We start from the raw sequence: 20864 nt of genomic DNA, 5'->3' as shown, positions 1-20864 counted from the left end.
AAACCTTAAACTATAAACTTTAAACCACTGAAGTGCAGCTTGCGAAACTTCAGTTAGTAATAATTGAAGTCTAATTTGTTGTCAGTCCCTCATCTCGGAATAGGTCGGGACGGGGAAGAATCCGGAGCCTGATTTCTCCATATACCATGTGCTTGCGGGATTGTTGACATCCCAGAAAAGATGGAAGTAGACAGGCACTTTCTGAGAGTGTGCATCAACCCAGTTTCTTTGGAAATTCTTGTATAACGACGGATCTCCGATCTCAGCGACAGAAGCTTTGTAGATCGCATATTCGTCATAATAAGCTGTCTTCTGGATTTCAGAAAGATTTTCATCTGAATATACGATGCAGGCATCATATCTGTTTCCATCGATTTTAGACCAGCTGCCGAGGTCGGACAACGACAGGCAGTCTTTGATCTTGACCGCTTTCTTGGGATTCCCGACAAAAGTATCTCCGAATTTCGGACCGTTGCCGACGTTGAGGCTGTTGCGGAGTATACTGTTGTCCTGCAATACGCCCACAAGACCACCGCACTTACCGTTGGAAGCCTCAATGTTGCCGGTATTGAGACATTGCGACACGATGACTGCATTCTCCTTGAAATCGGTGCAAGTCTTTGTGAGAGCGTTTAGACCTCCGACAAATGCGGCTGATGAACCCAACACGATGAATGGTACAGCCGCGCCTCCTGAGGCAATGGCACCCCCGACAATAGCCACGGTGCTTGCCAGGATGGCGACACCGCCTATGACTTGATGCACAATCTCACTCGTGTGGTGTATGTGCTCAAGTTGTTCCATGCGTTCGATTCGTGTTTCATTAATACGATCGTTAAACCGCTCATCATTCTCACCAGTCTCATAATAGTCGAGAGTGGCTTGCACGGCATTGTTGTAGGATGATGTTATAGGGAAGGCATTGAAATTAGATATTGACAATGAATAGCCACTACGCCATGCCGCCATCTCGTTGCTTATCTCTTCCGATTCCTTGACCGCCACTTCATTTATAGCTGCGGTTAGCTCTTCCTCTACCTCCGGATTGAGTATCTCATGCAGACCGAATCCCCAGAGTATGCGGTCAGCCTTGTTCAACACGGAGTCAATCAGGACTTCGCTCACCTTGATTATGGCGGCTGCGACTTCAGAAGAAGCCTCCACCGCCTCTTCGACGATAGCCATCAAGGGACCTGCCACCGACATCACCATTTCGAGCGAAGCCACCACACATTCCGCTATATTGAGGGCTGTCCATTCCCTTGGATCGCCGATCTCGGCAATTATTCCGGCTGTCGGACCATTGCCGGAGTTGGCGATTCGGGCATAGTTTCCGCAATAATGCACGATAGTGTTGTTGCCACCGAGACCGAGCACTCCGGCAGTGTGTGATCCGGATCCTTTAACATGACCGTAGTTGTGGGAGATTGCAATTGATCCCCAGCTTGTCTTTCCGACAACTCCGGAGCAATAGGAATGTCCGTCGATGTTGCCGGTATTTATTGCATTGTGGGCTACCGCCACGGATGTATTGCCGACTATTCCTGCTACATAGTCATTTCCGGAGATGTTGCCCTTGTTAATCGCACCGTAGCAGCCGAATTGTGCCTCTCCGCACATTCCGCCGACGCTATTCGTGCCGGATACATTCCCGTTGTTGGCACACCAACGGAGGAAGGTATTGTTGAAGAGGTAGGCATCCCCTTTCGAGGCATCCCCCTTTACACGGGTACTGCCTATGATTCCGCCTACACCGTCGGCACCGCTGACCGTACCCTCATTGCGGCAGGCAGTAAGGAATGATATGCCTGAACCTCCGACGATACCTCCCACTCCGATTCCGGAATTTCCGTTGTCGGAACTGTTATATTGTATGGCTCCGGCTATGTCTGCCTTATTGCGGCAGGATGTGACGTAGAGTGTGTCGGCGGCACCGATCATTCCTCCGGCTCCGGAATATTCGCTTGTGATAGTGGATGAGTTCTCACAATCGTTGATGACTGTGCGTGAATATCTGGCGGCACCACCGATTATTCCACCCACGTTGTATGATCCCCTTATGTCGGAGTCAGAGCTTCGGCAGCTTCCGAGAAGTATGGCGGAGTGCATGTCGGCACATCCGATTATTCCTCCTACGGCGAAACTATCCTTACCGCCTGTGATTGAACTTTTCTCTACGCTACAGTTGATGAGCGAGGAGTCGCCGTGGTCGTCACCTGCCGCGATGACAGCACCTGCAACGGCACCGACGGCAAAGTTGCCACTTAATTCGGAATCTTTCACTGCAACCCCGTCGATGACAGCATTGTGCAGGTAGCCGAACAGACCGATTCCTGCGCTTGACTTGCGGTCGCACCATAGTCCGGAGATCTCATTGCCGAGATATACACCACAGAAGGGGGTATTGGTGTCGGCACCTATCGGATACCATCCGTAACGCTGGTCGCACATTATGGAGGCGCGATACATGTTGATCGGCACTGTCTGCCGGAAATATGTGGATGGCGTGATCTGTCTGTTTGTGTCATGGTTGTTGACAAACAACATCAGCAGGAAGAGATGCTCGTAGCTTGAGATTTCGTAGGGGGCATCCTTCGTGCCCTTTCCGAACATACCCAATTGCCTGTTGTAGTCCTGGCAGATGCGGATGCCGTTCTTTCCCGACACCTCAATTTCACATCCCAGCCCAATCTCTGCCGTAGGGAATTTTTCGACAAGTTCGGCAATCGCCTCATTTGACTGTGTGGGATATTCAAAATATAGCAGCCGGTATTTCCCCTCCTTAAGACCGTTGAAGAACCGGAATTTACCGGCTTTCATATTTTCGGGGTCGCATTTTCTGGAGATAATGGATCCATCGGGAGTCATTATCTTGCATACTAATTCTTCCGGTTGAATGTCGGATTGGAATTGATCTATGACAAAATCACGGAATTGCCCGATATATGAATCTTTCTCTTCCGGGAGGTCATTGCCGGATGAATCGGGGAAATTGTTGTCATCGTTGCAGGCGGATGCTGCGAGAGCAAGGATAGCCGGTAGCATCAGAAGCCTGAAAAATCGGATTAGTTTGATCATGTATTGTTAAGTTTTGAATATTAAAAACACCGATAACATGCCGGCATGTAGTATCAGGACAAGTTCTCGGATTATTTTTGAATGTAAAATTAACCAAAAGATGATTTAAGGGAGTAATAATCGGGATATAAAATGTGGATATTAGCGAAAAATCTGAAAATTATGTGTGTAGATAGGAATATGTGCGTATATCCACATTGTTTTGCCATCGCAGGCAGTGGGATTAAGGGATAATTCACATAAAATATAGGGTGAATTACGGGATAAAATAAAGGATATAGGAAGTATAAAAAACGGAATAAATTTGTAGGATTGGACAAAGATTTTTAATTTTGTTATCAATTATGGAGTGGTTCAAGGATGAATTAGATTTGGTGTTTGCCGGTACATCGCTTTCGATGATAGTCGTCAGTGTTGTCTGTGCGCTGGTGAGGTGGTTTCATGTGTGTGCCCCTTATCAGCACAATCCTTCGTATTATTATCCGGCACGCCCTATGGTGACGATGTTCTTCCTCAGCCAGCTTCTTTACATACCAGTGGTACTCCATCCGTCAGATCCGGTGACACTTCTGTATGTGCGTCCGCTCCCCTTACTCCTTATGACGGCCTTCGTGCCGTTGATACTCATCCGCTTCTTCAAGGCTTCGACCTCGAAGAGAAGTGGGGCGACTACATTGGTGGGTCTCATTCCGGTGGTCATGGCTGTTATTCTCGAAATTATTGTCATCTGTGGAGGTGGGACGTTTATTCTGTCGGGAAGCAGGATGTATATGGCAGTGGCTGGATTGGTATGTTTTGTGCAAAGTTGCCTGATGCTGAAGTTTATGATATGGCTTATGCGTCGGGTGGAGCGTTATCAGATGGATGAATATTCCAATGAGGGGGATTTTCCGTTTAAGTTTGCTAAAAAGTTGCGGGTCTATCCAATGATGATGGTGGCATTATGTTGGGTTATATTTTTCACAGGCAACAGGATATTGCTATGTTGTGTGTGGCTAGTGTTCTGTGTGCTGGCAGTGTTTTATACTATTACGATTCTTCATCCGCAAAGAGGTGTGATTGAGAATGCGAGGGAGTATGGAGATGGAGTATCGGAAGATATTGAGCCGGTTTGCCAAGATGTAGCGTTGCCGGATATAATATCGGCAGATACTGAACCTATTGAGGGTGATGTCTTATCTGAATGGGTGCTTGATGAAGAGGTTAGACAGAAGGTACTTCAGTATGTCGGGGAGCATTATCTTGATCCACATCTGACCCGCCGGGGGCTTATCTCACTGTTTGACTACGGACAGCGCACGGATGCCGGGACTGTTATTTCCCATTACGGTTTCTATGAGATGGTTAATACGTTCCGACTCGAACATGCAGCCTGTTATGCACGTCTGCATCCCAACGAGACAAAGGAATCCGTGGCACAGGCATCGGGATTCCGCGATCGATTCGCGATGCGTCATGCAGAGAAGAGAATAGGGAGAGGGAATCCCGACCTGCTCGAAGGCTTCACCCCCCGCCTCTGACATTTCCTTCGGCATCATGATTATAGAATGAAGTTGCCTATCAGTCCTCTTCATATAAGTGGGTCTAAGGTCAGGGGTCTGAGGTTTGCTGATTGATTTGAACTATAATACTAAGTAATATCTATAACGCTATGAGTAAATACATTTTTTCATTGCTTTTGTGCATGTCGTTTTTTGCAACGCATGCAGCCAATTCTTATTTGCTGAAATCTCCTGATGGGCATATCAGTGTGGAAATCAATACCGGCAAGAATATCGGCTACACGATAATCAACGGTGAGAATCGATTGCTTGATGGAGGGGCAATCTCAATGACCCTTGATGATTGGACTGTGCTTGGCAGTAATCCACGGGTGGCGAAGGTCATGCGAAAGTCAGTGTGTGATACGATCACGCCTCTTGTACGGTTTAAGACTGCTAAGGATTGATTTCATGGACCGCTCTGACCAATGGATGGTAAATTTCTATGAGACTATGGCGAAAGAGGCAGCACGCAATCATATATTCATAGATTTTTACGGCGCCTTAAAACCTGCGGGACTGGAGTATCGCTATCCCAATATATTGACTTATGAGGGAGTTCGGGGCATAGAGTATAACGGAGGGTGCGAGCCGGGAAATACGATATAGCTCCCATTCATACGTAACTCGGTGCGACCTATGGATTTTACACCGGGGGCTCTTGTCAACTGCCAGCCGGAACGTTACGGGGCGTCCTGGACAAACCTTGCTTGCAAAGGTACGCGAGCCAATCAGCTTGCGATGTATGTGCTGTTTGAGACCATGTTAAGACGATTTCATCAAAGTCTTAATATGGCCTGTCTGATATATTGTCATTGGAAATATATGCAATTGATTAAATCACGGACAGAGAGTATGTTTCTGTTACCCCGGTGGATTCGGGGTTATATGTTGTTAATTACTGATAATAAGATTGATAATACGGTCAGTATGGGCTCATTCGCATATCTCTCATACCGCGATTTCAATGTTCTTCAACATTCTGAGATGTTTCTAAGTGCAGAGGTACTAATATTTCAGTAATATCCAATAGAACACCGTGTTAAAAATGCTTTGCGCTCATGAAATGGATCATTTTTAGAGTGTGTAGTTCAAGACCATCTAACAGGTAGGCAATCGGATGCTCCACTCACAGTTGAAAACGGTGCTTTACACCCCTATTACCTGCAATATGGGCTCTCCAAGCACCTTTTCTATCTGCGATATGGTTTCAATCGTGAAATTGTGAGTGCCGCGCATCCACTTGCTTATCTCCGACTCTTTTTTATCAAGCATTGACGCAAGGTCTTTTTGCCGCAATCCGCGCTGTTCAAGAGGTAGATTTCGGCAAGGAGCCAATGGTGGCAGAGCCTACTCCTTTATACAATATAAATGTTGGTACATTTCATCGCGGGGCATATCGCCCAGCAGGTCTATGAAATACGATAAGGCGGTCAGCAAGGATGTTGGCCGCCTTATCTTGCTTCACTTAATGGCTAAATTTATGGCTAATATGATACTATTTGCACCCAATCAGGCGTTTATCTCAAATAAAATCATTAACTTTGTGAAAATGAAACGCCATTTCAATACACATATTGAAGGTATTGACCTTAAATTTTGGCACGACTTGATAGAAAGCCGTGGTATGCTTATTGCGTTCAATAGTTATGAAAGCATGAAAATGTCTGCTTTCAATCTTGTTTAACATCGGAATAGTTCATGGAGAAGTTCAATACATACATCAATCATATCGAACCGGAGTTTTGGCGGGAGCTATGTGTCAGGGAGGGCGAGTTGCGCCACTTTGAGAAAGGTGAGGCATTTGTCCTTGTCGGTTGTGTGGCGCGATATATCGGTTACATCCAGTCCGGCACCATGAAGTATGTTGCTTACTCAGCAAAGGGTGTGGAACATGTTGTCGGTATGCAGTCTGACGGTGAGTTTATCGCTGATTTCCCGTGGTCGCTATATGGTAGAAAGGCGAGGGTATCTATCGTGGCTGTTAAGCCAAGTGATATTTATTGCTTCCCTACAACGAAAATTAAACTGATGATGGATGCTGACCCTGAAATGCAAGTAAGGGTGATGCACTCGACGGAAGCAATCCACAATACCCTCTACGACCGCTACCTTGACCTGCATTGCAAATCACCACAGCAGCGGTATGATGAACTGTTGAGCACCTATCCCGACATCTTCACATGGTTTTCGCTCAAAGACATCGCTTCATTCCTCGCCGTCACCCCCACACATCTTAGCCGACTGAGAAAAAATTCCAAAATTCAGTGATAAAAATAAAAACTCTCAACATTTGTTGAGAGTTTTTATTTTTATATGTCGTAACTTTGCAATTAATCAAGAAATAGGAAACAAGCAATTATGAATAGATTAGGTCTATACTTTCTGGCGTTATTGCAGATTTTGATAATTTGTTCTTGCAATAATAATGGCGATGAGCCAAAGCCTGAACCAATCAGATTCGCCAACCAAGAGTATTCAATCCGTCTGGGTGTAGGCACAAATATCTCATTTGTTGACGGTGGAGGCGTATATGAACTTTCTGCCAGCAATCCTGAGATATTGGGGAAATATGGCATTGATATCGAAACAAAGAATCTACTCATTAATCCGGCAGCAACCGGACAGTCTTACTTGACAATAAAAGATGTGATTGCAGGAAGCTCGGTGACACTCAACATAACGGTCGAGGATTTCTATATGTCATTCCGTATCGATGAAATAGAAGGTATAAATACGAATGAATATTTCGATATAGGCAGAGAAATAAGGTTTGTCAAGGATGCTGAAAACACCAAATCTATATTAATCATGCATCAGGATATACTTGATTATCACTGGCTCACAATAGGCGAAGGCATATTCGACATATCTCGAAGCGAGACCGGGATATACTCGATGCACATGTCTCTCCACAGCAGTCATAATGAAGAGTTTATGGCATTTGAGTACACAATGAGTGGAGATGCAGGGTATATGTATATATTTGACCATTGGTTCGGTTACAACTGGCCACAAGCTACAATGTCTGGAAGAACTCTCCCAGTAGAAAGGTGTAGGATGATTCTCACGGATACATTTAATGGTTGTAAAATCACATGTACTTTACAGCCCTTCCGGTGATAAATCATCATGCACTTTTAAACGTAATATGAACTTGACTTACGGATTGATATACGTGTTTGTCATACGTGTTAAATGACATCAAAAAGCGTTATTCAACTTGTATAAAAAGTTATACAATATATTTCCCCAAATAAATCTTAGCCGGCTGAGAAAAAATTCCAAAAATCAGGGATAAAAATGCCCGGTCTCAACATTTGTTGAGAGTTATGTCGTAGTTCTGTTGTAATTTTACCGTATTGAAGCAAAGTGGCTTCTTTATTAGACATTAAATCATTTAAACAACTCTCACATGAAAAAATCTTTCTTGGTATTTTTGAATACATTATTGGGAGTCCTATTGGCAAATTCCCAAACCGGCCTATGGTCCGGCGATCTCGAAGTAATGGGCGTGAAACTGCCTCTTGTATTTCATTTGGACGACAATAACCCAACCCTTGATTCGCCGGCTCAAGGCGCAAGGGGTGTCCCAATACAAATTAAGAGAATCGGGACCGACAGCCTATCAATCACTGTTCCCTCAATTAGGGCGACGTTTAGAGGAAAGTATGAGAGTGAACATATCACAGGCCTTTTTACCCAGAACGGTTTTCAAGTTCCACTTGTCCTTACTCCCGGAGAGAAAACATTACATAGACCACAGACCCCTAAACCACCTTTCCCCTACGGACAGGAGGAAGTGAGTTTCTCAAACGGAGACGCGGTTTTGAAAGGTACGCTAACCTTGCCTGAAGGCTACAGCCGTGAGACTCCGGTTTTGATTATGATCACAGGAAGCGGACTTCAAAATCGAGACGAAGAGATTTTTGAACATAAGCCGTTTGCGGTCATTGCCGACGCTTTGGCCAGAAATGGCATTGCATCTTTACGTTACGATGACCGTGGATTTGCCGAATCAACCGGTGACGTCGTTAACTGTACAACAGCCGACCTTATGAATGATGCTTTAGCCGGTATCAATCTATTGCGACAGAAATTCAATAAGGTAGGTGCGCTCGGTCATAGCGAAGGAGGGACCATATCCTTAATGCTTGGAGCCGACAATAAGGTCGATTTCATTGTAAGTATGGCCGGGATGGTGATTTCTGGCAAAGAAACACTGTTAGATCAGAACCATTATACTCTCATTCAAAACGGTTATGACCAACAGACAGTTGACGAATACTGCGACCTCCTTTCTCTTGCTTTTGACAATAATAATTCTGTATCACAGAAATTGGAATCATCAACTTTGCCGGCTGAATTAAAACAGAATCTAAGGATGGTAATTCAGCAGTCAAAGACCCCATATATGCAATACTTCATATCTATAAATATCATGAATCGTTTGCCAGACATTACCAGCCCCGTTTTGGCATTGAATGGGACAAAGGATATCCAGGTATCTTATGAAAAGAATCTGGGCGCATTAAGCAAGGGCTTGCCTTCAAACATCCATAATAAGATAATCCCCCTTGATAATCTAAATCATATATTCCAGAATTGCAAAACCGGCTCTTTAAAAGAATACGCAACAATTGAAGAAACGGTTTCTCCAGAGGTATTAGAGATAATCACCCAATGGGTTAAATCACTTAATAAGTGAGTGGCATAACTCATTTAGGCGACATCATTATATCATTATTAAACTACAAATTACAATGAGACTCAAAGATATAATTCTTACCTCAAGAAAAGTATTATCCATATTGTTGGGGATTGCAGCTTCTGTTTGCTTGGTAGCTTGCAGCGATGATGAGCCGAAAGATAGGTCGGAACTCATCACAATGTGGGTTTCGGCAGAAACTACCACCGTCTATGATGAGTGGTTGGATTCAGACCTTGAATGTATGCTTGTAAAATTCAGCCCAAATTCAGAATGGGAGCCTATGCCTATGGGCAAGATTCAAGGTTTCACCTACGAAGATGGAGTGGAATATGAACTGAGCGTATATCGCACCACTCTCGCCAATCCTCCCGCCGACGGACCGATATACACCTATCGTCTTGACCGTATCATCAGCCGGAGTGTAGTTACGGTTTACACCCAAGGTCTTGATGACTACATTGAGGTTCCGGCCGAAGGAAAGGATTTCAGCATCGAATTCACCTCCAATTCACCATGTGAAATTGCACGAATAGTGGGTAGCATTTTCGGGGATGTCTCTTTGCAGAAAAAATCCGACAGCAACTACTCGCTTCTGCTGAAGATACCGGAAAACATAGGAATGGGGCGCGTAAAGAAAATCAGTCTGAGGTTCGGCAACGGAGAGGAGAAGAATATCGGTATATGGCAAATGCCGCGTAAATTCAACGCTTCAGAGACATTTGAGATGCCATATTCAGGTTGTCTTGGCTATATGATAGGCTCTGACGAATCAAATTACGGCAAGATTCGCAATGTCAGGATTGTTGGAATGTTAAACACAAATGACTGTTATTATCTTAAACGAATCCTCGAATCAAACGGGTATCAAGGTAATGGCGAAAAACCGGAATACACCATTGATTTGAGCCAAAGCGGTTTCGTTGCCGGAAAGGAAAGCCACTACAGCGATTGCAACATTTGCAATGTGCCTTCGGACTATCTGCCTACCGTGTTTACCAATGACGTGCCTGCGGGTGTTTTCACATCCAACAAGTATCTCACTGAGGTTATACTTCCGGAGGGAATCGAGATGATTGACCCCAGTGCGTTCAGCCACTGCACGGCTCTTACAACTGTTAATATTCCCTCAAGCTGCACAGAAATCGGCAGCAATGCCTTCAAGTCATGCGAATCATTGAAAAATGTATTGTTTCCATATATATCGCAGGACATTGACCTACCTCATCTACAAAAAATCGGTCAGTATGCGTTTTACGGCACTGGCCGTCTTAATAGTTTTGTGCTGCCGGAATCTTTGAAAGTTGTAGAGACAACATCTTTAAGTTTTTATGTCGATAAACTTTTCTGTTTGACAGAAGAACCGCCTGTATGGGAAATTCCGGGTAACGCCGGATATGTGCTTGGACCCAAACCTGACGGATGCACGTTGTATGTGCCTTACGGTTGTAGCGAGGCATACAAGGCTTCGGAGAAATGGGGCAAATTCAAAATAGTGGAAATGCCTGAAGATAAATGGTGGGAAATGATACCTTAATTCATAAAAACAAACAGCTTAATAATACCAAACCCTGCGGCTCCCGGCGTGAAAATGTCGGGAGCTGTCGTTAAAAGATATTTCTGACATAAAGTTTAACAACCCAAAAATCAAGACAATGAACAAGATTTTGATTGTAGATGCCTCCGCATCCGACGGTAGAATCATGTCAGGTCTGCTTACGCGGGCCGGTTATGACCCTGTTGTTACGGAGAGCATTGAAGCCGGGAAAATAGAGGCGGCGAAGCTGCCACCCGGCGCGGTAATCGTCACAGCATTGCGACTGAATGACGGTACCGCATACGAGTTAATTAACTGGCTGAAGGTCGAGAGAGTTTCAATATTTTGCGCCAATTAGGTATTGAGCAGAAAAATTCTCTGAAAACCAATGATTTTTCAGAGAATTTCGTCGGGCTGATAGACCCTTTAGTGACCCCGGAGAGATTTATCTCACATAGGGTTAAGTGTATTGTCTATCAATATTTTAGGTTTTTCAAAAATCATGGGTGTTCCCTTTTTGCACACCCGGACATTTCAATGTTCTTCGTATATCGACAACGCAAATTTAGCGATAATAGTCTGATTTCCGGCTATTTTCGGTGTTAAAAATTGTCATCGGTTGCCACCTCTGAAACAACGGTAGATGTATTACAAACTAAAGTATCCTCCGGTCTTTTTAGAACCTCGGTATTCAATTACATTCAGATCTACCAATATTTTCAATGACCGCATTATGGTTCTGAGACTTTTCTCAAATTCATCAGCTAAAGCAACCGCACTTATTCCCGGAGAAGATGCAATGCGATTATAGATTAACTTTTCAGTACCTTTTATCGTGTCATTTATCGTGTCATTTATCGTGTCATTTATCGTGCCATTTATCGGGTCATTTATCGGTTCATTTATCGGTTCATTCTTATGACCCGATAAATTCGGGCGCATGAATGTTACCCTAACAACACCCATTTCATCAGTGACTGTCGGCTGAGGAAGACCTGCGAGTTCACACTCCTCGAATATCATAGCCAGTCCTCTTCAGAGCATACCGCACAATGTTTCCATCCCTCGGTCAAGTTGCCCGGTGGTTTCCTTAAATTCAACGTCAACGCCTTCATGATTTTTGGCGAGTTGCATTATGTAGTCTAAATCAATAATCATAAAATCGGAGCATTACGATATGCAAAGTTAATCATTTTCTCTCAAAAACAGGCTATTTATAGCCATTGATTACACTGGTGAAACGCCACTGAGGTGTAACGGCGCGGTTTTGCTATGGCAACAAAAAAAGGATAGCTGTTATGCTATCCTTTTTTCAGTGACCCCGGTGGGGCTCGAACCCACGACCCAATGATTAAGAGTCATTTGCTCTACCAACTGAGCCACGGAGTCATTGTATTGCAATTCGGTGTTGGTGTTGTTTCCGTTTTGCGAGTGCAAAGTTAGGCATATATTTTAGATTGTGCAAATTTTTCGGTAAAAAATTTATGATTTTTTTCAAAAAAGATGATTTGCAATGTTTTTTTTGAATAAGATAGTGTTATTATCACAATTTTTAACTACCTTTACACGATATTTCCACAGTCTGGGTAAGCCGGTGGCGATATTATGCGAGAACGACACCATCAAACCCAAAATAAAATAACGATAACACTCATAAACACATAGAATTAACCATTAATAACAATCAAGTTATGAACAACAAAGTTCTTTATCTTGCTTTGGGCGTAGCCTTGATGGGCACAACGAGCTGCTCTAAGAAGCTCGGTGAGTTCCAGAGCAACTATTTCAACACCACTCCGACTCCTCTCGAGACAGTTGGTCAGAACGTTCCCGCTACCATCACAGGTAACATCCCTGCAAAATTCATGGTAAAGAATGCGAAAGTTACCGCTACTCCGGTTCTTGAATATGCAGGTGGCTCAGTCCAGGGTACTCCCGTAGTTCTTCAGGGTGAAAATGTACGTGCAAACGGTCAGGTAGTAAGCTACAGCAACGGTGGCACAGTTCAGATCCCGTTCAACACAGAGTACAAGCCTGAAATGGCAGAATCCAATCTCTATCTTGATTTCCAGGTTGACCAGAACGGCAAGCTCTACGGTCTTCCCCGTGTAAAGGTAGGCGACGGTGTGATCGCAACTTCCACACTTGCTTCAGCAGCTACTGTGACTCCGGCTCTTGCTAAGGATAAATTCCAGAGAGTCATCAACGAGAAATATAACGCTGATATCCGCTTCCTCATCAATCAGGCAAATATCCGTAAGAACCAGATTGACGCCGCTGACTATGTGGATCTCAACAAGCGTCTTCAGGAGGCTAACGCTGCCGCTAACCAGGAGATCGCAGGCGTAAACATCAATTCTTACGCTTCACCTGACGGTACACTCGCTTTCAATACTGAACTCGCTGAGAAGCGTGAGAAGAACACTACCAAGTTCATGGAGAACCAGCTTAAGAAGGACAAGATCACTGAGTTTGGTGAGCTGACTTCTTCATTCACTCCCGAAGACTGGGAGGGCTTCCAGGAGCTCGTTTCAAAGAGCAACATCCAGGATAAAGACCTTATCCTCAGTGTTCTCAAAATGTATAAGGACCCTGAGCAGAGAGAGAAAGAGATCCGCAACCTCTCAAGCGTATTTGATGAGCTTGCTGACCAGATTCTTCCCCAGCTGCGTTATTCTCGTATCCAGGCTTCTATTAACGTGATCGGTAAGAGCGATGAGGAGATGATCCAGCTCTTCAACACTGATCCTTCCAAGCTGACAGAAGACGAGATCCTTTACGTTGCTACTCTCACTAACGACAACACTCGCAAGATGGAGGTTTACCAGAAGGCTTCTCAGGTATATCCCAACAGCTATCGTGCATTCAATAACCTGGGTCTTACCAAATATGAGGCCGGTGACTATGCAGTAGCCAAGAGCGCATTTGAGAAGGCTAAGAAACTTGATCCCTCTTCTAAGGAGGTTGACATGAACCTTGGTCTTATCCAGCTTCTTGACGGTAACTACAACAAGGCAAACGAACTTCTCGGTGCAGCAGCAGGCGTGCCTGAGACTTCTGACGCTCTCGGCGTATATTACCTGACTCAGGGTGAGGTTGCTAAGGCTAACACTGCTTTCGGCAATGCCAAGACCAACAATGCAGCTCTTGCTAAGATCCTTTCCAAGGACTACAGCGCAGCTCAGTCAGTGCTTTCAGCAGTTGCAAATCCTGACGCAACTACTTACTACCTGGCAGCTATCGTAGGTGCACGCACCAACAATGAGAGCGCAGTGCTCAGCAACCTTAAGAAGGCTATCAGCCTCGACAAGAATATGCTGAAACAGGCACAGAGCGACCTTGAATTTGCAAAATTCAATCTCAATAGCCTCTAATTTCGTCACAATGCGTCATGATGTATCATGATAAAACATGGTACATCATGATACATCATGAGATAATAATAACAACAAAAAACGCTTCCGGAAATTGCGGAAGCGTTTTTTGTTGTTGATTGGGTTGCGCGTCACAGTGCGCCTTGCTCGATGAGGGTGGCGATGCGGTCGATCATTGCATCCTCCTCGTTCTTGGAGGGGTTGAAGCCGGCTTTCATGTTCATGCCGAAGAAGCGTCCGAAAGTCTGCCAGAAGCCGGCACGGAAAGAGCCGAGAAACGCCTTCACGATATTAAATGAGCTTTGGTCGGTCTCACGGTTTATCAGTTTCAGAAGCACCTTGCCCTGACGTTTCGACATTGACTTCACCACAGGTTTATACTGCTCGAAGATATCCTTCTCAAGCTGCTTAAGATGTTTCTCCCGCTTCTTCTTGTCGGGTATGGTCTGGATATACTCGTATGTCTCACAAAGTGTGGAGAATGCAAGTTTGGCGTATGGCAGAGTCTTGCGCACGTCGCGCACGGTGCGCCAATAGAATTCCTCCTGTTTCTTATTCTTGAACTTCATCGGAGGGAATACGTAGAGATCGCGCAAGACGGTCATCCTCACGGTGTCGCCATATTCATCGACAAACCTGTAATACCCCTTCACAACCTTCACTTTCAGCGGAGGATACTCAGGAAGCTCCGAGATTTCGATTTTCGGTTTTTCCGCAAGAGAGAGCAGCGGCACGCCGGATAGTATCAACGTGGCTGCAAGGTGGCGTATGTGGAGAGATATTCCCATATTATTCCGGATGAGTGTTGAAGTCAAAGAATGTAAGGCGGTGTTTCAGGACACTGACTTATATTATAAACGTTTTGCAAAGTGTTAAAGTGTACGTAAGATAAGAATTGTTTCCGGTCCGAATCTCATCAGCGGGTCGATTATCGAAAGCCGCGGCGAGATTTCGCATGCCAGTTCTTTACCGCGTTCCTTAGCAGCATCAGATAGCGGAACCGACAGTATATCCCTGATGTTGAGGAAATCGCATATATAATTGTGGATTTCACGGTTGAAGTCGGCGAGCGGCTGCCCATAGCCGGAAAAGATCCTTTTCAGGTCGGGGAATATATATCGGAAGAAGGGAGCCCTTCCATAGGATGCTTCCAGCGCACCGAGATGGTTGTGCTGCCAGTCGGAATGCTCCGACAGTATGGCATGGCTCAATCTCCGCGACTGTTTAAGGATGGAGGCACCCCCCACGACTGCCACCGACAGCAGTATCTCGTCGCCGGGAGCATTACCGCGTATTCTTGTGCGGGCAAAATCCTTCCCGTCTGTCTGAGTGCTGATATTGGCGTCGGCTATAGCTTCCTCCATCGGGCAGTCGGAAGATAATGAACGCAGCCACGCCGCATACCATGCGGCAGAGGCTGCGTATGGGAATACGTTTACCATTTCTTGTCCGGATTAGCGTCTTTCAGGATTCTGTTCCAACGTATCTTACCATCGAAAAGACCCTTCTCCTCATCAAAGGATACAATTACAAACATCGGCGAACCAACGATATGGTCTTCCGGCACAAAACCCCAGTAGCGGGAGTCGGCGGAACGGTCACGGTTATCACCCATCATCCAGTAGTAATCGAGCTTAAACGTATAATATTCTGTCTCTTTACCGTTGATGAATATCTTGCCGTCTTTCACGTCGAGGTCATTCCCCTCATATACGCTTATCGCCCTGCGATAGATCGGAAGGTTCTCGAGCGTGAGATGCAGCGTGCTTCCGCGTTTCGGGATCCAGAGCTCGCCCATATTGGGACGTGTCCAGCCATAGTCAGCATCGAGCGGGAACATACCAGAAAGGTCGTAGTAGCCGCTTGTGCTCTCCTTTCTCAACGGACCGTTCACCTCGTCCCATTTCTCCACCTGCGCTTTCATTGCCTTGGTCAGCGGCACGTCATAGTAGGAATATCCCGCCATCTCGTTTCTTATCGGTTCGCCGCCGTGGTCATCCATTCTGACGCCGATCTCCGCCCATTTCTCATTGCTGACAGGTCGGCTCACCGGAATAAGATAGTTATACTGTACGTTCTCCGGCTCAGCGATAGGCTTGCCGTCGATCAGCACGGTATCGTTTCTTATCTCGAGACGGTCACCGGGCAGACCGATCGCACGTTTCACGTAGTTCTCCCTACGGTCAACGGGTCGCCAGACAATCTCCCCGAACACTTGCGGATTCTGCTCCATGTATAGTCGTGGGTTATCGATACCGTTGCGTCGCAGGTCATGAGAGATTTGATAGAAGTCGGGATTCTGTATCTTCAGAGCGACGGTGTCGCCTTGCGGATAGTTGAACACCACGATATCCCCCCTCTCTATACTGCGGAATCCGGGGAGACGGTGATATTCAAGCTGCGGCTTCTCCAGATAGCTCTTAGTGTTGAGTATCGGCATGGTGTGCTGCGCGAGAGGAAAATGTATTGGAGTCTGCGGCACACGCGGTCCGTATATCATCTTGTTGACCCATAGATAGTCACCCACGAGGAGTGATTTTTCCAGACTTGAGGATGGAATCTTATAGTTCTGTCCGATGAAAGCGAATATCATGTATACCAGCACAAGCGCGTAGACAATCGCATCCACCCAACCCATTATTGTCTTTGTCGGACCGTTTTTCTTTTTCCACCAGGTCCAGGGTATATAGGCGGTTATGTATATGTCAATCAGTAGCAGCCATATAAGACCGAGCCAAGGATTCCCCATCCAGAAGACCCAAAGGAAGAACAGGATGGATACGATTCCGAAACGTATCCATCGGGTGGTCTTGGTCTCCTTGATACGTTGGCGCAACGATTTCATGCCCTGTTGGGTAGGATCAGCGGCATGGGATATGTCAGTCCGGTTTTTATTTTCGATCATTTAAAGATTAGTGTAGGAAAAGAGCGCACGTAGTGTGTCGTTAGATTAAACTGAATATTAATAAATCAGACGAAAAGTCCTTTTGTATGTGTCACCTCGGAGAGCATGTCTGCCATAGAGAAGAACCCTTTCCTCCCTTTGAGCCATTCGGCTGCTTTCACCGCACCGAGAGCGAATCCCACGCGGCTTTTCGCCTCATGGCGGAGAGTGATTGTGTCTACGGAAGAGTCCCATGATATTATATGTGTGCCGGGCACTTCTCCTTCACGCACATGGTTGATCATCAGGGCATGGTCGTTAGGCGTCTTGCCGGGCTGCGGCTCCTCCCAACGGTTAAGCCGGTCTACTTTCCCGATAAGTTCGTCGGCAAGAGTGATCGCGGTGCCGGAGGGATGGTCGAGCTTATGGATATGATGTATCTCTGTCATTTCGGGAGAATACTCCGGGAAGTCGTTCATGACGGCAGCCACGTATCTGTTGAACGCCATGAATAGGTTTACGCCGATTGAGAAGTTGGAAGCCCAGAGCATGGTGCCGGCACCCTTCTCACACATATCCTTGATGTCGGGGAGCGAGTCGGTCCAACCGGTAGTGCCGACCACCACCGGTACACCGGCGGCAAACGACGCCAGGATGTTGCTGACGGCAGTGGAGGGAGTGGTGAACTCAATTGCAACATCGGCACTTTTAAATTCCGGAGTGTTGAAATCATCCGTGTTGTCGGCATCGATAATGCAGACCACTTTGTTGCCACGCTCCTTTGCTATTGTCTCGATAAGATGGCCCATTTTGCCATATCCTATGATTGCTATCTTCATTTTCTTCCTAATTATGATAATTATGGTTTAGTAACCAGCAATATTAAATAAACGTATTAAAATGCGGTTTTATGATTAGACACCTTCAAAAGAGGTGATATAAGTTTAGACAAATTTACCTTGGAATAGGTTCAGATTCAGAAGCCGAATGCCATGTTGTCGACGTAGATTGTCAATCCTTCCGTACCTATGAACGCCTCTCCACATGATGAGGATGCCATGACGAGCACGTGGGTGGGAGTGGCATCGTCAGGAGCCCACCCCACTTCCTCTACCGGCACGAGTTTCCCTTTTGAGTTGCGGGCATAATAAGCCCTCTCTCCGCTGAGCAGCCCCATCCAAGGCTTATAGAACGGCTGTCGGGTGATGTCGCCGTAATGTATCGTTATGGCATGACCTTTTGTCCAAGGTATCGACTTGTCATAACGTTCACGCGCCGTACCCACTCTTTGGGCATACAGTTTTCCGTTGGAATCCTCCCAGCGTTTCTGCAGTAGCACGTACACCTCTGCATTGTCACGCCCCGGGAGAGTCTTTTTAGACGAGAATCCGGTGGATTTCGTTCTGGAATCAGATTCAGGCATATCCACTTTGAAGTCGTAGACGAGAGCTGCGGGACGCTTCGTATACGGCACCCCCATCTCCATCTTTGAATATGGACCTTTCGTAGAGGAGATAGGCTCAAACACCCTTCCGAGGAAAATGGAACCTGCCACCATTACGTCCATGTTGATGAGACCGAGTACCTTCACATTCTCCATCTTCGCTTCGAGGCGTGCGCAAGTGTCGGCTCCATTTACAAATGGCGACACCGTGTTGGAGGCTTTCACCACCCCTGAGACCTTGGCGTAGACGTTGCTCGTTGCCCACGGCGAGCCTCCGGCATTCGTGTAAGGCTCGTTGCCGACGATATGGTCATTGGGTGCAATCTCATACACGGTCTTGGTGTTTCCTCCAATCACTTTCGACTCTGTGATTTCGCGGCTCACCCATTGTGAGAAATTGCCGAACCTTATCGGTTCAAGCCTGTATGCATTCATCGGGATACCGACGATTGATAGAAGGAGAGATAATAATGCGATACGTTTCATTATGGAGTATGGTTTATGGGTTATTGTTTATAGTTTATGATTTGGGGTTTATGTTTTGAAGTCAATCCCCAAACATAAACCATCCACCATAAACCATCAACTATTTAAACTGAGGAAGCGGGCGGCATTCTCGGAGATGGTGGCGGTCAGGTCCTCCCCTTTCAGCGAGGATAGCTTTGTGATTATGTCTGCGATTGGCGTTTCCGATTCATCCGTCTCCGCCAACATGAACTGTATGGGCGTCTCCGTGACCGACATGTCGTTGAATTTGTCATTGAACGACAGCCATATACCGGTATCCGTCAGCATCTTGGCTATAGTAGGTTTCCCACGGAATCCATGCACGAGCCAAGGCTGCGTCGGATTGAGATCTTTCTTCACTCCGATTATAATGTCCTGGGCATGTACGTTGTGGATAATGAGAGGTTTGCCCACCTTTTCGGAAAGTTCTATCTGCCTGCGCATCACTTGCATCTGTCGGAACAATGGTCCGCCCTGTATCTTGTCGATGCCGCACTCCCCGATAGCCACCACCTGTGGATGCTCGGCGGCAGCCTCCAGCTTCTCCCAGATATCATCAGAGAGGGCATCGGCAGTCTTCCAGGGATGTATCCCTACAGAATATAATTGATTTTCGATGGGATTAAAGTCATCCGGAGATACGCACACGACGGCATTCGGCTGCGGTGCGGGATGATGTGTGTGGATATCAAGAATGGTATACATGACAATAAATTATAAATCAGCCAATAAAAAACAATTCGACAATTCAATGATAATCATGAATGGCGTGGAGGAATACTCACCAAGTCAGGGCACCGGGTCATATCCGCTGCCGCCCCAAGGGTGGCATCTCGCGATTCTCTTTGCTGCGAGCCACGATCCTTTCAGCGGACCGTATTTCCGTATGGCGTCAATTGCATACTGGCTGCAGGTGGGGGTATACCGGCATGCGGCAGGGAAATGCGGGGATATTGCGCCCTGATAGAACCTGATCAATATTATTAGCAATCGCGACATGGATTATGCGTCATTCAAGATTCGTTACTATTCTTCCGGTCAGCAATTTTTGTTGCCAACTTCTTTAATAATAACCTCATTTTACGTTCAATTGTTGAGTAAGGCAGGTTTTTATCGTGCAGATAAATGAAAGCCATGCTAAGGGTGCGTATTCCGGAGCCGTTGACGGCATCTGAGAGCAGTTGCTTTCTGTTTAGCCTGTAAGCTTCTCGTATGCGTCGTCGGATGAGCACTCGGTCTACGGCGTGTCTACGTTTCTTCTTAGGTACGGTTATTAGCATCTGGAGCCGGTCGATTCTGTCGGGGACATGATCACAAAACGTATTCTCCAGCTCGTCATTATCCATAGTCCGCCACGTCAGACGGATTGGAAATTCATAAAGCGATTCCCCATTTCTGAACAGATTTTCCACGAGTGATCGATGTCGCAGTTTCTCCCCTTTCCGGAGCGTCATGCGGCAGTTGGTGTCCATCTCCTTGCAATTGGAATTGTCGATATAGTTTTCCCCTTCCATGATAAATATGAAAAGTCAATGATAAGCGACTTATGCCGCATCACCCACAAAATTAATAAAACCATACCAAACAGCCAAAAAGAAACACCTCTTTTACTTCTTCTGAAATAAAATCAGTATATTCAACCGCCGAGGACGCAGAGGGCACAGAGAAAAATAAAAACTCCGTGTTCTCCGTGTCCGCCGTGGTGATATTCAACCGCAGAGACCGCAGAGACCGCAGAGAGCTATTAGTTTTGCATTCGCAAAGAAAATACTATCTTTGTAGATACAAATA

21 protein-coding genes, 1 tRNA gene and 1 pseudogene are annotated in these 20864 nt (G+C 45.9%); 10 read left to right on the top strand and 13 right to left on the bottom strand.

What is annotated here, in order from left to right; genetic code table 11:
- Positions 1-81: 81 nt before the first annotated feature.
- Positions 82-3078, bottom strand: coding sequence for a hypothetical protein (locus E5331_RS19360; RefSeq protein ID WP_135986327.1), 2997 nt, complete (start codon positions 3076-3078; stop codon positions 82-84).
- A 344-nt stretch (positions 3079-3422) separates the two neighbouring features.
- Here E5331_RS19360 and E5331_RS19355 point away from each other — a divergent pair, with 344 nt between their 5' ends.
- From E5331_RS19355 to E5331_RS20870, 3 genes and pseudogenes are all read left to right on the top strand, one after another.
- Positions 3423-4598, top strand: a complete 1176-nt coding sequence (locus E5331_RS19355) for a hypothetical protein (RefSeq protein WP_135986325.1) — start codon at positions 3423-3425, stop codon at positions 4596-4598.
- A gap of 131 nt (positions 4599-4729) precedes the next feature.
- Positions 4730-5026, top strand: a complete 297-nt coding sequence (locus tag E5331_RS20500) for a glycoside hydrolase family 97 N-terminal domain-containing protein (RefSeq protein ID WP_168355313.1) — start codon at positions 4730-4732, stop codon at positions 5024-5026.
- Positions 5019-5390 (top strand): annotated as a pseudogene (locus E5331_RS20870) (glycoside hydrolase family 97 catalytic domain-containing protein); the annotation flags it as partial. The gene E5331_RS20500 and the pseudogene E5331_RS20870, both read left to right, overlap by 8 nt.
- A gap of 378 nt (positions 5391-5768) precedes the next feature.
- On the opposite strand, the gene E5331_RS19345 reads toward E5331_RS20870, so the two are convergent.
- Positions 5769-5918 carry a helix-turn-helix domain-containing protein gene (locus E5331_RS19345; RefSeq protein WP_275441315.1) on the bottom strand — a complete coding sequence of 50 codons (150 nt, stop codon included), beginning with the start codon at positions 5916-5918 and terminating at the stop codon, positions 5769-5771.
- Positions 5919-6033: 115 nt separating this feature from the next.
- Here E5331_RS19345 and E5331_RS19340 point away from each other — a divergent pair, with 115 nt between their 5' ends.
- The 6 genes from E5331_RS19340 to E5331_RS19315 all read left to right on the top strand — a co-directional run bounded on the left by E5331_RS19340 (position 6034) and on the right by E5331_RS19315 (position 11222).
- On the top strand, positions 6034-6306 hold the full coding sequence (locus tag E5331_RS19340; RefSeq protein ID WP_135986321.1) for a hypothetical protein: 273 nt from the start codon (positions 6034-6036) through the stop codon (positions 6304-6306).
- 14 nt (positions 6307-6320) lie between these two features.
- On the top strand, positions 6321-6890 hold the full coding sequence (locus tag E5331_RS19335) for a Crp/Fnr family transcriptional regulator (protein WP_135986319.1): 570 nt from the start codon (positions 6321-6323) through the stop codon (positions 6888-6890).
- A gap of 90 nt (positions 6891-6980) precedes the next feature.
- Positions 6981-7742, top strand: a complete 762-nt coding sequence (locus E5331_RS19330) for a hypothetical protein (protein WP_135986317.1) — start codon at positions 6981-6983, stop codon at positions 7740-7742.
- A gap of 292 nt (positions 7743-8034) precedes the next feature.
- Entirely contained in the window at positions 8035-9327 is a 1293-nt protein-coding gene (locus E5331_RS19325; protein WP_135986315.1) for an alpha/beta hydrolase family protein, read from the top strand.
- Positions 9328-9382: 55 nt separating this feature from the next.
- Positions 9383-10864: a leucine-rich repeat protein gene (locus tag E5331_RS19320; protein ID WP_123483914.1), complete on the top strand. Its 1482-nt coding sequence runs from the start codon at positions 9383-9385 to the stop codon at positions 10862-10864.
- Between the two features lie 118 nt (positions 10865-10982).
- On the top strand, positions 10983-11222 hold the full coding sequence (locus E5331_RS19315; RefSeq protein WP_123483915.1) for a hypothetical protein: 240 nt from the start codon (positions 10983-10985) through the stop codon (positions 11220-11222).
- 290 nt (positions 11223-11512) lie between these two features.
- On the opposite strand, the gene E5331_RS19310 is transcribed toward E5331_RS19315, so the two are convergent.
- The 3 genes from E5331_RS19310 to E5331_RS19305 form a co-directional block, all read right to left on the bottom strand.
- On the bottom strand, positions 11513-11887 hold the full coding sequence (locus E5331_RS19310; protein ID WP_135986313.1) for a hypothetical protein: 375 nt from the start codon (positions 11885-11887) through the stop codon (positions 11513-11515).
- Positions 11888-11899: 12 nt separating this feature from the next.
- Positions 11900-12022, bottom strand: coding sequence for a hypothetical protein (locus tag E5331_RS20865; protein WP_275441314.1), 123 nt, complete (start codon positions 12020-12022; stop codon positions 11900-11902).
- Positions 12023-12180: 158 nt separating this feature from the next.
- Positions 12181-12253, bottom strand: a tRNA-Lys gene (locus E5331_RS19305).
- A 302-nt stretch (positions 12254-12555) separates the two neighbouring features.
- Here E5331_RS19305 and E5331_RS19300 point away from each other — a divergent pair.
- Positions 12556-14238 (top strand): tetratricopeptide repeat protein, encoded by a 1683-nt coding sequence (locus E5331_RS19300; protein ID WP_123483917.1) that lies wholly within the window; start codon positions 12556-12558, stop codon positions 14236-14238.
- 131 nt (positions 14239-14369) lie between these two features.
- Here E5331_RS19300 and E5331_RS19295 read toward each other — a convergent pair whose 3' ends face one another.
- From E5331_RS19295 to E5331_RS19260, 8 genes are all read right to left on the bottom strand, one after another.
- Positions 14370-15026, bottom strand: a complete 657-nt coding sequence (locus E5331_RS19295; RefSeq protein WP_123483918.1) for a DUF4294 domain-containing protein — start codon at positions 15024-15026, stop codon at positions 14370-14372.
- 84 nt (positions 15027-15110) lie between these two features.
- The gene (locus E5331_RS19290) at positions 15111-15680 is read right to left on the bottom strand and encodes a WbqC family protein (protein WP_123483919.1); all 570 of its coding nucleotides are present in this window, start codon (positions 15678-15680) and stop codon (positions 15111-15113) included.
- Entirely contained in the window at positions 15674-17083 is a 1410-nt protein-coding gene (locus tag E5331_RS19285; RefSeq protein ID WP_123483932.1) for a S26 family signal peptidase, read from the bottom strand. The genes E5331_RS19290 and E5331_RS19285 overlap by 7 nt, the downstream gene beginning before the upstream one ends.
- A 125-nt stretch (positions 17084-17208) precedes the next feature.
- The gene (gene dapB / locus E5331_RS19280; protein ID WP_135986311.1) at positions 17209-17961 is read right to left on the bottom strand and encodes a 4-hydroxy-tetrahydrodipicolinate reductase; all 753 of its coding nucleotides are present in this window, start codon (positions 17959-17961) and stop codon (positions 17209-17211) included.
- 137 nt (positions 17962-18098) lie between these two features.
- Positions 18099-19052 carry a PCMD domain-containing protein gene (locus E5331_RS19275; RefSeq protein WP_135986309.1) on the bottom strand — a complete coding sequence of 318 codons (954 nt, stop codon included), beginning with the start codon at positions 19050-19052 and terminating at the stop codon, positions 18099-18101.
- A 96-nt stretch (positions 19053-19148) separates the two neighbouring features.
- A complete protein-coding gene (locus tag E5331_RS19270) occupies positions 19149-19778 on the bottom strand; it encodes a TatD family hydrolase (RefSeq protein WP_135986307.1) in 630 nt (209 codons plus the stop codon).
- Positions 19779-19862: 84 nt separating this feature from the next.
- Positions 19863-20072, bottom strand: coding sequence for a membrane protein insertion efficiency factor YidD (yidD, locus tag E5331_RS19265; protein ID WP_135986305.1), 210 nt, complete (start codon positions 20070-20072; stop codon positions 19863-19865).
- Positions 20073-20086: 14 nt separating this feature from the next.
- Positions 20087-20587 carry a ribonuclease P protein component gene (locus E5331_RS19260; RefSeq protein WP_135986303.1) on the bottom strand — a complete coding sequence of 167 codons (501 nt, stop codon included), beginning with the start codon at positions 20585-20587 and terminating at the stop codon, positions 20087-20089.
- Between the last annotated feature and the right edge of the window lie 277 nt (positions 20588-20864).

It is taken from the genome of Lepagella muris (assembly GCF_004793975.1).
Lineage (GTDB): Bacteria > Bacteroidota > Bacteroidia > Bacteroidales > Muribaculaceae > Lepagella > Lepagella muris.
This window is presented reverse-complemented; position numbering and strand designations above follow the sequence as displayed.

Bases quoted from the DNA above. Each gene is read 5' to 3' on its own strand.
- E5331_RS19300 (WP_123483917.1), top strand. From the start codon at position 12,556: ATGAACAACAAAGTTCTTTATCTTGCTTTGGGCGTAGCCTTGATGGGC.
- E5331_RS19340 (WP_135986321.1), top strand. From the start codon at position 6,034: ATGAAATACGATAAGGCGGTCAGCAAGGATGTTGGCCGCCTTATCTTG.
- E5331_RS19360 (WP_135986327.1), bottom strand. From the start codon at position 3,078: ATGATCAAACTAATCCGATTTTTCAGGCTTCTGATGCTACCGGCTATC.
- E5331_RS19290 (WP_123483919.1), bottom strand. From the start codon at position 15,680: ATGGTAAACGTATTCCCATACGCAGCCTCTGCCGCATGGTATGCGGCG.
- E5331_RS19295 (WP_123483918.1), bottom strand. From the start codon at position 15,026: ATGGGAATATCTCTCCACATACGCCACCTTGCAGCCACGTTGATACTA.
- E5331_RS19315 (WP_123483915.1), top strand. From the start codon at position 10,983: ATGAACAAGATTTTGATTGTAGATGCCTCCGCATCCGACGGTAGAATC.
- dapB (WP_135986311.1), bottom strand. From the start codon at position 17,961: ATGAAGATAGCAATCATAGGATATGGCAAAATGGGCCATCTTATCGAG.
- E5331_RS20865 (WP_275441314.1), bottom strand. From the start codon at position 12,022: ATGATTATTGATTTAGACTACATAATGCAACTCGCCAAAAATCATGAA.
- E5331_RS20500 (WP_168355313.1), top strand. From the start codon at position 4,730: ATGAGTAAATACATTTTTTCATTGCTTTTGTGCATGTCGTTTTTTGCA.
- E5331_RS19335 (WP_135986319.1), top strand. From the start codon at position 6,321: ATGGAGAAGTTCAATACATACATCAATCATATCGAACCGGAGTTTTGG.
- E5331_RS19355 (WP_135986325.1), top strand. From the start codon at position 3,423: ATGGAGTGGTTCAAGGATGAATTAGATTTGGTGTTTGCCGGTACATCG.
- E5331_RS19270 (WP_135986307.1), bottom strand. From the start codon at position 19,778: ATGTATACCATTCTTGATATCCACACACATCATCCCGCACCGCAGCCG.
- E5331_RS19330 (WP_135986317.1), top strand. From the start codon at position 6,981: ATGAATAGATTAGGTCTATACTTTCTGGCGTTATTGCAGATTTTGATA.
- E5331_RS19260 (WP_135986303.1), bottom strand. From the start codon at position 20,587: ATGGAAGGGGAAAACTATATCGACAATTCCAATTGCAAGGAGATGGAC.
- E5331_RS19310 (WP_135986313.1), bottom strand. From the start codon at position 11,887: ATGATATTCGAGGAGTGTGAACTCGCAGGTCTTCCTCAGCCGACAGTC.
- E5331_RS19320 (WP_123483914.1), top strand. From the start codon at position 9,383: ATGAGACTCAAAGATATAATTCTTACCTCAAGAAAAGTATTATCCATA.
- E5331_RS19275 (WP_135986309.1), bottom strand. From the start codon at position 19,052: ATGAAACGTATCGCATTATTATCTCTCCTTCTATCAATCGTCGGTATC.
- E5331_RS19325 (WP_135986315.1), top strand. From the start codon at position 8,035: ATGAAAAAATCTTTCTTGGTATTTTTGAATACATTATTGGGAGTCCTA.
- E5331_RS19285 (WP_123483932.1), bottom strand. From the start codon at position 17,083: ATGAAATCGTTGCGCCAACGTATCAAGGAGACCAAGACCACCCGATGG.
- yidD (WP_135986305.1), bottom strand. From the start codon at position 20,072: ATGTCGCGATTGCTAATAATATTGATCAGGTTCTATCAGGGCGCAATA.